The sequence below is a fragment of the Pseudoduganella violacea genome (assembly GCF_014191875.1).
Taxonomy (GTDB): Bacteria; Pseudomonadota; Gammaproteobacteria; order Burkholderiales; family Burkholderiaceae_D; genus Rugamonas; species Rugamonas violacea_A.
Genome location: NZ_JACHXD010000011.1, coordinates 78267 through 91401, shown reverse-complemented (window position 1 = coordinate 91401; position 13135 = coordinate 78267). Strand labels below are relative to the sequence as shown.

The window sequence follows — 13135 nt, the reverse complement described above, 5'->3', positions numbered from 1 at the left end:
CAAATCGCCGCTAAGAAGACGTTTTTAAAGCGGATTTTCGAGTTATCCACTTTCGCTGTGGATAAAGATGTGGACAAGCCCATCTTGACAAGCCGGGAGGCCAGCACTGGCGCGGGTTTCAACAAATTGCCCATTCTTCGAGCAATTATTTATCCCTTTAAAATCAATGAGTTGCGCATTGCATTTGCGTTAAATCAAAGCCGTTCGCAAGCACTTGAAAATTTATTTTTCACCGCCCATCTTGGTGCACAACAGACGCTTGAACCCTTTGACAAAAATACTAGCGAGGACTAGTGTCACCACTATGGTAGCTGCGTGATTGACTAGCCAGGGATACTGCATGGACGCGAAAGCAATAGACGACGACGCCAGTACCAACTGGATGATAGAAGATGAGGCTCCCCCGGAGGAGCAAAACCCAGCCGCCAGCCCGGAACCATGGCGCGTCCTGATCGTTGATGATGATGTGGACGTGCATGTGGTCACCAAATTTTCCCTCAGCAACGCCTGCTTCATGGGCCGCCGCCTGAGTTTCCTGCACGCCTATAGCGGCGACGAGGCCATCAATATCCTGCGCAGCACGCCCGATATCGCCCTGATCCTGCTCGATGTGATCATGGAAACCAGCGATGCCGGCCTGAAGGTCGCCACCAAGGTGCGTGAAGTGCTGCACAACAAGCTGGTGCGCATCGTGCTGCGCACGGGCCAGCCCGGCCAGGCGCTGGAGCACAGCATCATCCTCGACTACGACATCAACGATTTCTGGTGCAAGAGCGACCTGACCACGCGCAAGCTGTTTACCACGGTGATTTCCTCGCTGCGCGGCTACGCCGGGCTGCAGGAATCGGAGCAGCGCAGCGCCGCCCTGCAAGCCGCACTGGACAAGGCCCAAGCCCATGAACAGCAGGCGGCGGCGGCCTTGCTGGCCCTGCAACAGGGCGAAAGCTGGTCAGGCGAGCTGAGCATCGGCGAGCCGCCCAGCCGGGTCGCCCTCAACGCCACGCCAAGCTCTGAAAACGGGCAGTTTACGGTCAGCGGGAAAATACTGTAGAATCACTGTACGGACATACAGCTCACTTTCCCCCGCTGTATGTCGTCGATTGGCTCGCGCGGCCACTCTTCTTCCTATTCCCGGCTCAGCTATCTCTTCCTAAGTGACGGATTGTAAAGCGCTTTTTGAAATATCCACATCGATTGTGGATATCTTTGTTGATAAGGCTGGCTTGACAAGGCACACAGCCCGTAACGACGCCATCTATAACAAACTGCTCGTTCGATGGGCAATAATTTTAGCCAATAAAATCAAACACTTAAATTATCACAAATTCTCACACAGCAAGAGTGGCGAAAAATTTACGCTCATTCAAAAAAAGCAATTTTTGTGAATAACATAACACTCCGCCGGAGTGGGCGGAGTGTCGGCGCGGACGGTCTCAATGGACAAGACGGCGCCTCTGTTCGGGTTGCAGCAAGACCCTTTCGATGACTTGGGGATTGATGTTGTGCGACTTCAGGTACTCGATGGCACACACGGTATTGAAGCAGTCCTGTACGGCGATGCCCTTGTCCACGATCGCGCTGCTCTGCAAATCTGTGCGCTGCTGAAACAGCTCGCTTACTTCGGCCAGGTGATGCGGGTGGAGAGTCGAAACGTCCATCATGATCCTTCCAGCGATTAAGTAATTTAGGAATGCTGCCGTTCCCGCGGCAGGTCTGAGAGGAGTATCCGATATCAATTGCCAAAGTCAATGGCAGCTTCCCATGATTCCAGGGATTTTCTTCCAATTTGCAAGCTTGCGCGAAAGCAGCAGCTCGGAATGGACATCGAGCAAGCCACAACTGATAATCCCTGTATGGAAAACAGCCCCGACCGCCCCCGCCCCGAGTCGCTTGCCGACCTCTTCATCTCCTTCACCCTGCTCGCCCTGCAAGGCTTCGGCGGCGTGGTGGCCGTGGTCCAGCGCGAACTGGTCGAGCGCAAGCGCTGGCTGACCCAGGAGGAATTCCTGGAAGAATGGTCGGTCGCGCAAAGCATGCCCGGACCGAATGTGGTCAATATGAGCATGATGATCGGGGCGCGCTATTTCGGCCTGCCGGGCGCGCTGGCGGCCATGGGTGGCATGCTGCTGATTCCGCTGCTGGTGGCCCTGGGCTTGGCCAGCCTGTATGGCGAATTCTCCAGCTATCCGCAAGTGGCGGGCGCATTGCGCGGCATGGCGGCGGTGGCGGCGGGCCTGATCGCCGCCACCGGGATCAAGCTGGCGGCGGCGCTGAAAAACCATCCCCTGCCCTTGCCGCTGACCTTGGGCTTTGCCCTGCTGGGCCTGATCTTCATGGCCGTGCTGCACCTGCCCATGCTGGCGACCCTGATCGGTATCGGCGGCCTGAGCTGCGTGCTCACGTATCGCAGGCTGAAACCATGAATGCGCCCTTGCATATCGTGCTCAGCTGGAGCGACTGGCTGCACCTGTTCGGCCAGTATCTGCTGCTGTCCTGCATGTCGGTGGGCGGCGCGATTTCGACCACGGCCGAGATGCACCGCTTCCTGGTCGAACAGCACGGCTGGCTGACCCAGACCCAGTTCAATGAATCGATCGCCATCGCCCAGGCCGCGCCGGGGCCGAACGTGCTGTTCGTGGCCCTGATGGGCTGGAATGTGGGCCTGAATGCGGGCAGTTACGCGGCCGCCGTGCTGGGTGTGCTCGTGACCATGGTGGGCATCATGCTGCCCAGCAGCGTGGTGGCCCTGCTGGCGGCCGGCTGGGGCCACCGTAACCGTGAGCTGCGCGCCGTGCGCGCTTTCAAGCAGGGCATGGCGCCGGTGGTGATTGCGATGCTGGTCGCGACCGGCTTGATCCTCGGCGGCGCCGATCAGGAGGCCGCCACGCATTGGCCTGTGTGGCTGCTGTCCATCGTGGCCGGCCTCATCGTCTGGCGCACGCGCATCCATCTGCTATGGCTGCTGGCGGCGGGCGCGCTGCTGGGCGCCCTGGGCCTGGTCTGAGACGCGGCGCCGTAAACGCCAACGGCCCGCGCGCGGCGGGCCGTTCCAGGCAGGCGGAAGCGCCCGGCCTTACTCCTTGATCGATTCGATGGCGAAGGTCAGGGTCACGTCGTCGCTGACGGCTGGCGCGTATTTGCCGGCGTTGAACTCGGTGCGCTTGATCTTGGCCACGGCATTGGCGCCACAGGCCTCGCGCTTGAGCATCGGATGCGGGGCGCAGTGGAAGGACGTCACTTCCAGCGTCACCGGTTTGGTCACGCCCTTGACCGTCAGATTGCCTTCGACCGACGCCAGCTTGTCGCCGCTGAAGTTGAATTTGGTGGACTTGTAGCTGATGGTCGGGTACTTGGCGGTGTCGAAGAAGTCCGCGCCTTGCAGGTGGCTGTTGAAGGTGTCGTTGCCGGAATCGACGGATTTGGTGTCGATGGTCACGTCAACGGAACCGGTTTTAGCGGCGCGGTCGATAACGATCTTGCCGCTGGTCTTGTCGAAACGGCCCACCTGGGTCGAATAGCCAAAGTGACTGTATTCGAAGCGCGGATAGGTGTGGTTGCCGTCGATGACGAAGGTTTCCGGGGCGGCGAAGGCGGACAGCGAGAAGCCGGCGGCCAGTGCGAGGGCGAGCAGTTTTTTCATGTGGACTCCGATTAAATGATGGAACCGATTATGCACATGGATGAATATGCGTGTAAAACGCATAATTTACCGTTTTACTATCGAAAAAATCGATAATGCGGATACGCCTGCCAAATATGGATAGCGGCAGTGCCATGATGATAACGCGGGAATGGGGAAAGCCGCCGCCCTGGCGGTTTTAAAGGTGCTCAGGCGGCGGCAGGCTGGCTCAGAGGGTATGGCGGCGGCGCCGATGGGGCGCAGGTTTGCAGCAGGCGGTCCAGCAACTGCTCTTCAAGCGCGGCGAATGCGGCGCTGCCGCGCTGGCGCGGACGGGGCAGATTCACCGTCAGGTCGAGCGCAATGCGGCCATCCTCGATCAGCAGCACGCGGTCGGCCAGGGCCAGCGCTTCCTGCACATCGTGCGTGACCAGCACGGCGGTGAAGCCGCGCTCGCGCCACAGCGTCTCGATCAGCTGCTGCATCTCGATGCGGGTCAGCGCATCGAGCGCGCCCAAGGGCTCGTCCAGCAGCAGCACATTCGGCTCGTGCAGCAGCGCGCGCGCCAGGGCCACGCGCTGGCGCTGGCCGCCCGAGAGTTCGGCCGGCCAGTCGTCGCAGCGGTCGCCCAGGCCGACGGCGGCCAGCGAGGCCGCCGCCGCATACCAGCTGTGGCGCGCGCCCAAGCCCACATTTTCCAGCACGGTCTTCCACGGCAGCAGGCGCGCCTCCTGGAACATGATGCGCAGCTCGGTCTCGACGCGCCCGCCCGCGATATCGACGCGGCCGGCGTCGGCCTGTTCCAGCTGGGCGATGGTGCGCAGCAGCGTGCTCTTGCCGCAGCCGCTGCGCCCGACCACGGCCACGAATTCGCCCGGACGGATGTGCAAGTCCACCTGGTCCAGCACGGGGCGCGTCCGCGTATAGGACTTGCTCAGGCCATGCAGCTTGACGCTGACGCCGAGCCGCGCATTCAGGCTGCGCGCACGCGGCGGCGGCGCGGTTTCGGGCGGGTCAACGTAGTAATACAGATCGGTATCGATGGAAACCGGAGACAGAAGCATCGTTTTCTCCTTAACGGTAAGCTGGATTCCAGCTCAGGAAATGGCGCTCCAAAGCGCGCGCCAGCAGATCGGCAGCCTTGCCCAGCAAGGCGTACAGCAGGATCCCGACCAGCACCACATCGGTTTGCAGGAACTCGCGCGCGTTCATCGTCATATAGCCGATGCCCGCCTGCGCCGAAATGGTTTCGGCCACGATCAGCAGCACCCACACCAGGCCAAGCGCGAAACGCACGCCCACCAGGATGGAAGGCAAGGCACCGGGCAGGATCACATCGCGGTACAAGGCCCAGCCGTGCAGACCGTAGCTGCGCGCCATCTCGATCAGGCTCTGGTCGGCGTTGCGGATGCCGTGGAAGGTATTCAGGTAGACCGGAAAGAACACGCCCACCGCCAGCAGGAACAGCTTGGCGCTTTCGTCGATGCCGAACCACAGGATCACCAGCGGAATCAGGGCCAGCGCCGGTATATTGCGGATCATCTGCAGCGTCGTGTCGAGCAGCGTGGCGGCGCTGCGGAAGCTGCCGGTCAGCAGGCCCAGCGCCAGGCCGCTGCCCGCGCCGATGGCAAAGCCGGTCGTCGCGCGCCACAAGCTCTTGCCGAGGTGCTGCCACAATTCGCCGCTGGCGGCCAAGGTATAGAAGGCCTGCGCCACCGCCCACGGTTCGGGCAGCACGCGGCTGGAGAGCCAGCCGATGCGCGAGGCCAGCTCCCAGGCGATCAGCAGCGCCGCCGGCAGCAGCCAGGGCGCCAGCGCCGCGACCGCGGCATGGTTCCTTAAGCGCCGGCCCATTACGCCGCCCTTCTCGGCAGCAGCTCGGTCGCCATCACTTCGCCGAAAGGTCCGCTCAGCGACTGCTCGCCCGCATGCCCGCCTTTGCCCAGCAGCGGGAACAGCAGCTCGGCGAAACGGTAGGACTCTTCCAGGTGCGGATAGCCGGAGAAGATAAAGGTCTCGATGCCCAGTGCCGCATATTCGCGGATGCGCTCGGCCACTGTTTCCGGATCCCCGACCAAGGCCGTGCCGGCGCCGCCGCGCACCAGGCCCACGCCCGCCCACAGATTGGGCGACACTTCCAGCTTGTCGCGCCGTCCGCCATGCAGGGCCGCCATGCGGCGCTGGCCTTCGGAATCCATGCGCGCAAACACCGACTGCGCCTTGGCGATCACCTCATCGTCCAGATGGCTGATCAGCTCATCGGCGGCGCGCCAGGCTGCCTCATTGGTCTCGCGCACGATCACATGCAGGCGGATGCCGAAGCGCACGGTGCGGCCATGGCGCGCTGCGCGGGCGCGGATGTCGGCGATCTTCTCGGCCACGGCGGCCGGCGGCTCGCCCCAGGTCAAATAAACGTCCATCTGCTCGGCCGCCAGCGCGTGCGCCGCTTCCGACGAGCCGCCGAAGTACAGCGGCGGATACGGTTTCTGCACCGGCGGATACAGCGTCTTGGCCCCTTTCACCTGCAGATGCTTGCCCTCGAAATGGAAGCCTGCTTCGCCGCCCTCGCCCGCCAGCGCGCCGCGCCAGATGCGGATGAATTCGCCGGAGATCTCATAGCGCTCCGCGTGGTCGGCGAACAGGCCATCGGCTTCCAGCTCCTGCGGATCGCCGCCCGTCACCACATTGATCAGCAGCCGTCCATTCGACAGCCGGTCGAAGGTCGACGCCATCCGCACCGCCAGCCCCGGCGTCGAAAGGCCGGGCCGCACCGCCACCAGGAACTTCAGCTTCTTCGTCACATTGATCAGCGAGGATGCGACGATCCACGGATCTTCGCAGGAGCGGCCCGTCGGCAGCAGCACGCCGTCATAGCCCAGCGAATCGGCGGCCACCGCCACCTGTTTCAGATAATCGGCGTCGACGGCGCGCGCCCCCTTGCTGGTGCCCAGATAGCGGCTGTCGCCATGCGTGGGGATGAACCAGAACACATTCAAAGACATCGTCCATCCTCCTCACAGTTGCTGCGCCAGCAGCGCGTCCTTGACCGCGATCGGCTTCGGTATCAGCTTCAGCGCCGCGAAGGCGTCGGCCACTTTCTGCTGCTCGCGGATCACCTCATGCGAAACCGGCTTGACGCCGTAGGCATAGCGCGCCGCCGCCAGCTCCACCACCGAGGTGTCGAGGCCGGTCTGCTGCGCCAGGATCGCCGCCACTTCCTTCTGATTGCGTTTGCCCCACTCGTCCACCGCCGCCAGCTCGTCGATGACGATGCTGACGATCTCGGGATTTTTCTGCGCATAGCTGCGCGAAGCCAGATAGAACTGGTGGTTGGAGACGATGCCGCGGCCATCGGCCAGCACGCGCGCGCCCAATTGCTTCTCGGCCGCCGCCAGGAACGGGTCCCAGATGGCCCAGGCGTCGACGCTGCCACGCTCGAAGGCGGCACGCGCGTCGGCGGGCGGCAGGAATACCGCTTCGATATCGCGGTAAGCCAGGCCGGCCTTCTCCAGCGCCTTGAGCAGCAGGTAATGCACATTCGAACCCTTGTTCAGCGCCACCTTCTTGCCCTTCAGATCGGCCACGCCGCGCAAGGCCGAGTTCTTCGGCACCACGATGGCTTCGCTGGTGGGAGAAGGCGGCTCGTTGCCGACATATACCAGGTCCGCGCCCGCCGCCTGGGCGAAGATCGGTGGCGCCTCACCCACGGTACCGAAATCGATGCTGCCCACATTCAGCCCTTCCAGCAGCACCGGGCCGGCAGGGAACTCAGTCCACTTCACATCGATGCCGCGCGCGGCGAGGCGGCGTTCCAGCGTGCCGCGCCCTTTCAGCAAGGTCAGCGTGCCATATTTCTGCAAACCGATGCGCAGCACCGGCCTGCCCTGCGCCCGCGCACTGCCGGGCAAGCTGCCGGCCACGATACCGGCCACCAGCATGCCCAGCGTACGGCGGCGCAACGCTCTCTTGTTATCTACCTTCATATTGTTCCTTATGCCGCCTGGCTGTTCGCGTTATAGGGATGGTCGCGCAGCGAACGCGCCGGCAAGGCGTGCGGCCCGACCGCGTGCACGCTGGCGCCGCCGGAACGCGCATGGCGCAGCAGGCCAGAGAGCTCCTCAACACCCGACTGCACCCGCGCCGCGATGGTGGGAGCCAGATTCAGCCCGGCATCGTCGTTCCATTGCAATTGATGCGTGGTGCAGAACACGCTGGTCAGCACCTGCTTGGCTTCCAGCGCCTGCAGCACGGGACGCAGCGCATAGTCCAGCGCCAGCAGGTGCGATTGGCTGCCCGCCGTGGCGATGGGCAGGATGTATTTATTGGCAAGGCCATTCTGCGGCAGCAGGTCGAGGAAGGCTTTCAGCGCGCCGCTGTAGGCGGCTTTGTACACCGGCGTGGCAATCACCAGCGCATCGGCCGCCGCCACCGCGGCCAGCGCGCGGCGGATGGTCGACTCTTCGCTGTCGCCATGCAGCAGGGCGCGCGGCGGCAGGTCGCGGATATGCAGCCGCGAATGGCGGTGGCCGCGCGCCGCCAGCAGATCGCCAATGTGCAGCAGCAGCCGGCTGGAATTCGATGGAATGGCCGGACTGCCGGCCAGCAGGAGTATGCTCATCTCGTATCCCCTTCTCGTTTCCACAAAGTTGTCGGTCAATCCAGACTACGGCGGCCGGCGCAAAAGCAAAACGAATTGTTTTGCAATTCCTTATGCGAAAACTTCTCCATATCCAATCGGAATAAGCAAAGAAGTAATTTGTCGTGGACTGCTGAGCCGTTAGCAGCGATACTTTTACCCTCACTATGGATACACACGATTCACCGATGACTATTCCCAGCAAGCTCCGGCCACAAGGAGCCACCCCGCGCGGCAAGGCGCTGATCCGTATCGGCGCCGCCAGCAAGTCTTTCGCCCTGCCCAAGGGCGGCCGTTTCGACGCCGTGCGCAACGTCACGCTGGAAGTCAATGAAGGCGATATCTTTGGGCTGATGGGCAAGAGCGGCGCGGGCAAGTCGACCCTGCTGCGCCTTTTCAATCTGCTGGAACGCCCCGACAGCGGCAGCATCACCATCGACGGCCAGGAGCTGACGGCCCTGGGCAAGAAAGCCCTGCGCGACGCGCGCCAGAACATCGGCATGATCTTCCAGCAGTTCAATCTGCTGCAGAACGCTAGCGTTTTCGACAACGTTGCCTTCCCGCTGCGCATCCACGGCAGCCATGACAAGGCGCAGATCGAAGAGCGCGTGCGCGCCTGCCTCGACCTGGTGGAATTGGGCGACAAGGCCGACACCTATCCGGCCCAGCTTTCCGGCGGCCAGAAACAGCGCGTGGCGATTGCCCGCGCCCTGGCCAGCAAACCGGCCGTGCTGCTGTGCGACGAACCGACTTCCGCGCTCGATGCGGAAACCACGCGCTCCCTGCTGCAAACGCTGAAGGATGTCAACCAGCGCCTGGGCGTGACCATCGTCATCGTCAGCCATGAGCTGGACGTGCTGGGCGCAATCTGCAACCGCGTGGCGGTGATCGAGGATGGCGCCGTGGCCGAAGAATTTGCCTTGAACGACGGCGACGAGACGCCGCGCAAGACGGCGCTGGGCCGCGAGCTGCTGCAGTACGCCCGCGCCGCCAACGCTTCCGCCACCTCCGCCGCCAAGGAGGCCGCCCATGTTTGAGAAACTGCTCCCCCTGCTGCCTGAACTCTGGACCGCCCTCGGCGAAACCATGACCATGCTCGGCATCGGCCTGTCGGCCGCCGTGCTGATCGGCGGCCCGCTCGGCATCCTGCTCTTCCTGGTATCCGAAGGCCAGTCGCTGCAAAACCGCCCCGCCGCCACGATTCTGGGCTGGCTGGTGAACACGGTGCGCTCCTTCCCCTTCATCATCCTGCTGGTGGCGCTCACGCCGCTGACCCGCGTGCTGGCCGGCACCTCGATCGGCCCGCTGGCCGCCGCCGTGCCGCTGTCCTTCGCCGCCATCCCCTACTTTGCCCGCCTGGTGGAACAGAACCTGCGCGAAGTGCCGCGCGGCGTGATCGAAGCGGCGCACGCCATGGGCGCCAGCGAACTGCAGATCGTGTTCCATGTGCTGCTGGTGGAGGCCCGTTCCGGCCTGGTGCTGGCGCTCACGGTGCTGTCGATCAGCTTCCTCTCCTACTCCGCCGTGGCCGGCGTGGTGGGCGGCGGCGGCATCGGCGACCTCGCCATCCGCTACGGCTATTACCGCTTTGAGACCGATGTGATGGTCATTACCGTCGCCATCCTGATCGCCATCGTTCAAGTCATCCAATTCGGCGGCAACCGCCTCGCCAAACATCTCGACAAACGTTAAGGAAAACCATGTCCCGACTTTTCAGCACCCGCCGCAAGCTCATTCTGGGCGCCGTCGCACTGGCCTTCGCCGCCGGCAACGTCGCCGCCAAAGATCCGAAGGATCTCGTGATCGGCACCAGCGCCGGTAAATACGCCGACCAGCTCAAGCTCGGCATCAAGCCTATCCTGGAAAAACAGGGTTACAAGGTCAAGATCGTGGAATTCAACGACTATGTGCAGCCGAACTTCGCGTTGGCCGAAGGCTCGCTGGACGCCAATGTGTTCCAGCACATCGTCTACCTGAACAAATTCGCCACCGAGCATAAGCTGGCGCTGTCGCCACTGATCACGATTCCAACCGCCGCCATCGCGATCTACAGCCGCAAGCACAAGTCGCTGAACGAGGTGAAGGAAGGTTCGACCATCGCCATGCCGAACGATCCGACCAACCAGGCCCGCGCCCTGGTGCTGCTGGACCAACTAGGCTGGATCAAGCTGCGCGCCGACGTCGATCCGCTGCGCGCCTCGGAACGCGATGTCGCCACGAATATCAAGAAGGTCAAGCTGATCGCGCTGGAAGCGGCCCAGCTGCCACGCTCGCTGCAGGACACTGACTATTCCTTCATCAACGGCAATTACGCTGAAGCGTCGGGCATCAGCCTGGCCGAGGCGCTGGTCACCGAGAAGATTTCGCCGAGCTACATCAACCTGGTGGCCATCCGCACGGCCGACAAGGACAAGCAGTTCGCCAAGGACATCGCCGCCGCCTACCGCTCGCGCGAATTCCTCGACATCACCAACAAGTATTTCAAGAACTACTCCAAGACCGACTACCAGCAGGCCATGGAGGCCGCTGCAGTGAAGAAGTAAATTCTCGCAAGCTGATTGAAAAACGGGACGGCTGCGAAGCCGTCCCGTTTTGCATTCCTAGCAGTCGTTGCGCATCTGCGCCTGCGACACGTTGCTGTTGGCCGGGACGCTCTGCGTCAGCCACACATTGCCGCCGATGGTGGAGCCTGCGCCGATGGTGATGCGGCCCAGGATCGTGGCGCCGGCGTAGATGACCACATCGTCTTCCACGATCGGGTGGCGCGGCGTGCCTTTGATCAGCGCGCCCGATGCGTCGGCCGGGAAGCGTTTCGCGCCCAGGGTTACATGCTGGTAGAGGCGCACGCGCTGGCCGAGGATGGCGGTTTCGCCGATCACCACGCCGGTGCCGTGGTCGATGAAGAAGCTGGCGCCGATCTGCGCGCCAGGGTGGATATCGATGCCGGTCAGCGAGTGGCTGATGTCGCAGATCATGCGCGCAATAAATGGCGAACCGAGGCGGTGCAGGCGATGCGCCAAGCGGTAGTGCAGGATGGCGATGGTGCCCGGGTAGCACAGCATGATCTCGGCGATCGAGGTGGCGGCAGGATCGCCCGCATAGGCGGCCTGCACGTCCGACACCAGCAAGGCGCGGATCTCCGGCAAGCCGGCCGCGAACTCGCGCGTGATCTCTTGCGCCTTGTGCGTCAGCTCCGTTTCGTCGAGCGCATCGGTATCGGCCGAAAACAGCAGGCCACGCCGCACTTGCTCCGTCAGGCGGTTCAGCGTGGTGTTCAAGGTGTCGCCAACGAAGTAGTCGATGCTCTCGTCGGTCAGGTTGGGCCGCCCGTAATGGGTGGGGAACAGCACGGCCGACAAGCCGTTGACGATGGTTTGCAGCGCCTCGCGCGACGGCAGCTCGCGCACCCTGCCCTGGTGGCGGATATTGTGCGTGGCTTCGCGCGATACGCGCAGCTGGTGGACGATGGCGTCGAGATTCCACTGGGCCGGCTTGACGCCGGTGCCGTCAAAGGTATCGATGGTCATGGCTAAAATATAAACGCAATTGTTCAGCTTAATGGAAGCCGCGCCGCAAAATGAAGGAAGAATTTCAGCAATCGATATGCGCAATCCGCATATGCAAATCCCTAGCGGCAAGCAAGCCACTGCCGGCTGGCGTAAAATACGTCCCTAACCAATCCTAGCTTATCCATGAATATATTGCTGACGCTCCTGTTGGCGGGTTTGACCATGGTCGGTCCACTCGCCATCGACACCTATTTGCCTTCTTTCCCCGCCATCGCGCAAACCTTCAACGCCAGCCCGATCGCGATTCAGCAGACGCTCAGCCTCTTCCTGTTCACCTTCGCTTTCATGATGCTGTTCTACGGCACCCTGTCCGACAGCTTCGGGCGGCGGCCGGTGATCCTGGTGTCGCTGGTGCTGTACATTGTGGCCTCGGTCGGCGGCGCGATTGCCGGCTCGCTCGGCTTCCTGCTGGCCTGCCGCGTGCTGCAAGGCCTGGCCTCGGGCGCCGGTTCCGTGATCGCCCGCGCCATCGTGCAGGACCGCTTCTCCGGCGCCGAAGCGCAGAAGATGCTGTCGAATATCATGATGTTCTTCGGCCTGGCGCCGGCGATTGCGCCGATCCTGGGTGGCTGGCTGCAAGTGAGCTTCGGCTGGCGCTCGATCTTCTGGTTCCTGGCCGCCTTTGGCGTGGTGATGTTCATCGCCGTCTACCGCTGGCTGCCCGAGAGCCTGGCGGTGAAGGACCGCCATCCCCTGCACCTCGGCACCATCGCCGGCAATTACTGGAAAGTGCTGCGCAACCGTAAATTCCTGATGCTGGCTGTGGCCCTCGGCCTGGCTTTCGGCGGCTTCGCCCTGTATATCGGCTCGGCGGCCTACTTCATCATGACCATCCTGCACCTGCCGGAGACGGCCTTCGCCTGGCTCTTCATTCCGCTGATCAGCGGCATGGTGATCGGCTCCGGCATGGCCGGCAAGCTGGCGCACCGCTACTCGCAGCCGACGCTAGTGTGGATCAGCTATGCGGGCATGGTGGCGTCGGCCCTGGTGAACGTGGCCTATAACTACTTCTTCACCGCCGAAGTGCCGTGGGCCGTGCTGCCGCTGTTCTTCTATTCGCTGGCACTGGCGATTTCCATGCCGCCGATGTCGCTGATGGCGATGAATATGTTCCCGCAAAACAGCGGCCTGGCAGCCTCGATGCAGTCCTTTATCCAGATGACCTTGTTCGCCGCCGTCTCCGGCCTGCTGGCGCCGCTGCTGTTCGACAGCGCGCTGAAACTGGCCGTGGGCGTTGCCGCCCTTCTGCTGGTGAGCTTGCTGGCCTGGGTGCTGGCGCTGCCGGAGAAAAAAACCGCTTAAGGCGGATCA

16 protein-coding genes are annotated in these 13135 nt (G+C 62.9%); 8 read left to right on the top strand and 8 right to left on the bottom strand.

Annotated features, from left to right (window positions below):
* Nucleotides 1-69 precede the first annotated feature (69 nt).
* A complete protein-coding gene (locus tag FHS03_RS19075) occupies nt 70-294 on the top strand; it encodes a hypothetical protein (RefSeq protein ID WP_183442532.1) in 225 nt (74 codons plus the stop codon).
* A 46-nt stretch (nt 295-340) separates the two neighbouring features.
* Nucleotides 341-1051, top strand: a complete 711-nt coding sequence (locus tag FHS03_RS19070; RefSeq protein WP_229426286.1) for a response regulator — start codon at nt 341-343, stop codon at nt 1049-1051.
* Between the two features lie 382 nt (nt 1052-1433).
* On the opposite strand, the gene FHS03_RS19065 is transcribed toward FHS03_RS19070, so the two are convergent.
* On the bottom strand, nt 1434-1661 hold the full coding sequence (locus FHS03_RS19065; protein WP_229426285.1) for a hypothetical protein: 228 nt from the start codon (nt 1659-1661) through the stop codon (nt 1434-1436).
* Between the two features lie 156 nt (nt 1662-1817).
* On the opposite strand from FHS03_RS19065, the gene FHS03_RS19060 reads away from it, so the two are divergent.
* Nucleotides 1818-2423 (top strand): chromate transporter, encoded by a 606-nt coding sequence (locus FHS03_RS19060; protein ID WP_229426284.1) that lies wholly within the window; start codon nt 1818-1820, stop codon nt 2421-2423.
* A complete protein-coding gene (locus FHS03_RS19055; RefSeq protein WP_183442531.1) occupies nt 2420-3004 on the top strand; it encodes a chromate transporter in 585 nt (194 codons plus the stop codon). Before FHS03_RS19060 ends, FHS03_RS19055 begins: the two co-directional genes overlap by 4 nt.
* 69 nt (nt 3005-3073) lie before the next feature.
* Here the strand turns inward: FHS03_RS19055 and FHS03_RS19050 are convergent, their stop codons facing one another.
* The 6 genes from FHS03_RS19050 to ssuE form a co-directional block, all read right to left on the bottom strand.
* Nucleotides 3074-3640, bottom strand: coding sequence for a YceI family protein (locus FHS03_RS19050; RefSeq protein ID WP_183442530.1), 567 nt, complete (start codon nt 3638-3640; stop codon nt 3074-3076).
* Nucleotides 3641-3828: 188 nt separating this feature from the next.
* Nucleotides 3829-4683 (bottom strand): ATP-binding cassette domain-containing protein, encoded by an 855-nt coding sequence (locus tag FHS03_RS19045; RefSeq protein WP_183442529.1) that lies wholly within the window; start codon nt 4681-4683, stop codon nt 3829-3831.
* Between the two features lie 10 nt (nt 4684-4693).
* The gene (ssuC, locus tag FHS03_RS19040) at nt 4694-5473 is read right to left on the bottom strand and encodes an aliphatic sulfonate ABC transporter permease SsuC (RefSeq protein ID WP_183442528.1); all 780 of its coding nucleotides are present in this window, start codon (nt 5471-5473) and stop codon (nt 4694-4696) included.
* Complete coding sequence (gene ssuD, locus FHS03_RS19035; protein WP_183442527.1) at nt 5473-6621, bottom strand: FMNH2-dependent alkanesulfonate monooxygenase; 1149 nt, start codon at nt 6619-6621, stop codon at nt 5473-5475. The genes ssuC and ssuD overlap by 1 nt, the downstream gene beginning before the upstream one ends.
* Nucleotides 6622-6633: 12 nt before the next feature.
* Nucleotides 6634-7602 (bottom strand): sulfonate ABC transporter substrate-binding protein, encoded by a 969-nt coding sequence (locus FHS03_RS19030; protein ID WP_183442526.1) that lies wholly within the window; start codon nt 7600-7602, stop codon nt 6634-6636.
* A gap of 8 nt (nt 7603-7610) precedes the next feature.
* A complete protein-coding gene (gene ssuE, locus FHS03_RS19025) occupies nt 7611-8237 on the bottom strand; it encodes an NADPH-dependent FMN reductase (RefSeq protein ID WP_183442525.1) in 627 nt (208 codons plus the stop codon).
* Between the two features lie 206 nt (nt 8238-8443).
* On the opposite strand from ssuE, the gene FHS03_RS19020 reads away from it, so the two are divergent.
* From FHS03_RS19020 to FHS03_RS19010, 3 genes are read left to right on the top strand one after another with little or no spacing between them, the layout of a single operon-like run.
* Nucleotides 8444-9292, top strand: a complete 849-nt coding sequence (locus FHS03_RS19020; protein ID WP_183442524.1) for a methionine ABC transporter ATP-binding protein — start codon at nt 8444-8446, stop codon at nt 9290-9292.
* Nucleotides 9285-9947 (top strand): methionine ABC transporter permease, encoded by a 663-nt coding sequence (locus FHS03_RS19015; protein ID WP_176347681.1) that lies wholly within the window; start codon nt 9285-9287, stop codon nt 9945-9947. Before FHS03_RS19020 ends, FHS03_RS19015 begins: the two co-directional genes overlap by 8 nt.
* Before the next feature lie 8 nt (nt 9948-9955).
* Nucleotides 9956-10798 carry a MetQ/NlpA family ABC transporter substrate-binding protein gene (locus FHS03_RS19010; RefSeq protein ID WP_183442523.1) on the top strand — a complete coding sequence of 281 codons (843 nt, stop codon included), beginning with the start codon at nt 9956-9958 and terminating at the stop codon, nt 10796-10798.
* 57 nt (nt 10799-10855) lie between these two features.
* On the opposite strand, the gene epsC is transcribed toward FHS03_RS19010, so the two are convergent.
* On the bottom strand, nt 10856-11782 hold the full coding sequence (gene epsC / locus FHS03_RS19005) for a serine O-acetyltransferase EpsC (protein WP_183442522.1): 927 nt from the start codon (nt 11780-11782) through the stop codon (nt 10856-10858).
* A 165-nt stretch (nt 11783-11947) separates the two neighbouring features.
* On the opposite strand from epsC, the gene FHS03_RS19000 reads away from it, so the two are divergent.
* Entirely contained in the window at nt 11948-13126 is a 1179-nt protein-coding gene (locus FHS03_RS19000; RefSeq protein ID WP_183442521.1) for a multidrug effflux MFS transporter, read from the top strand.
* Nucleotides 13127-13135: the final 9 nt, after the last annotated feature.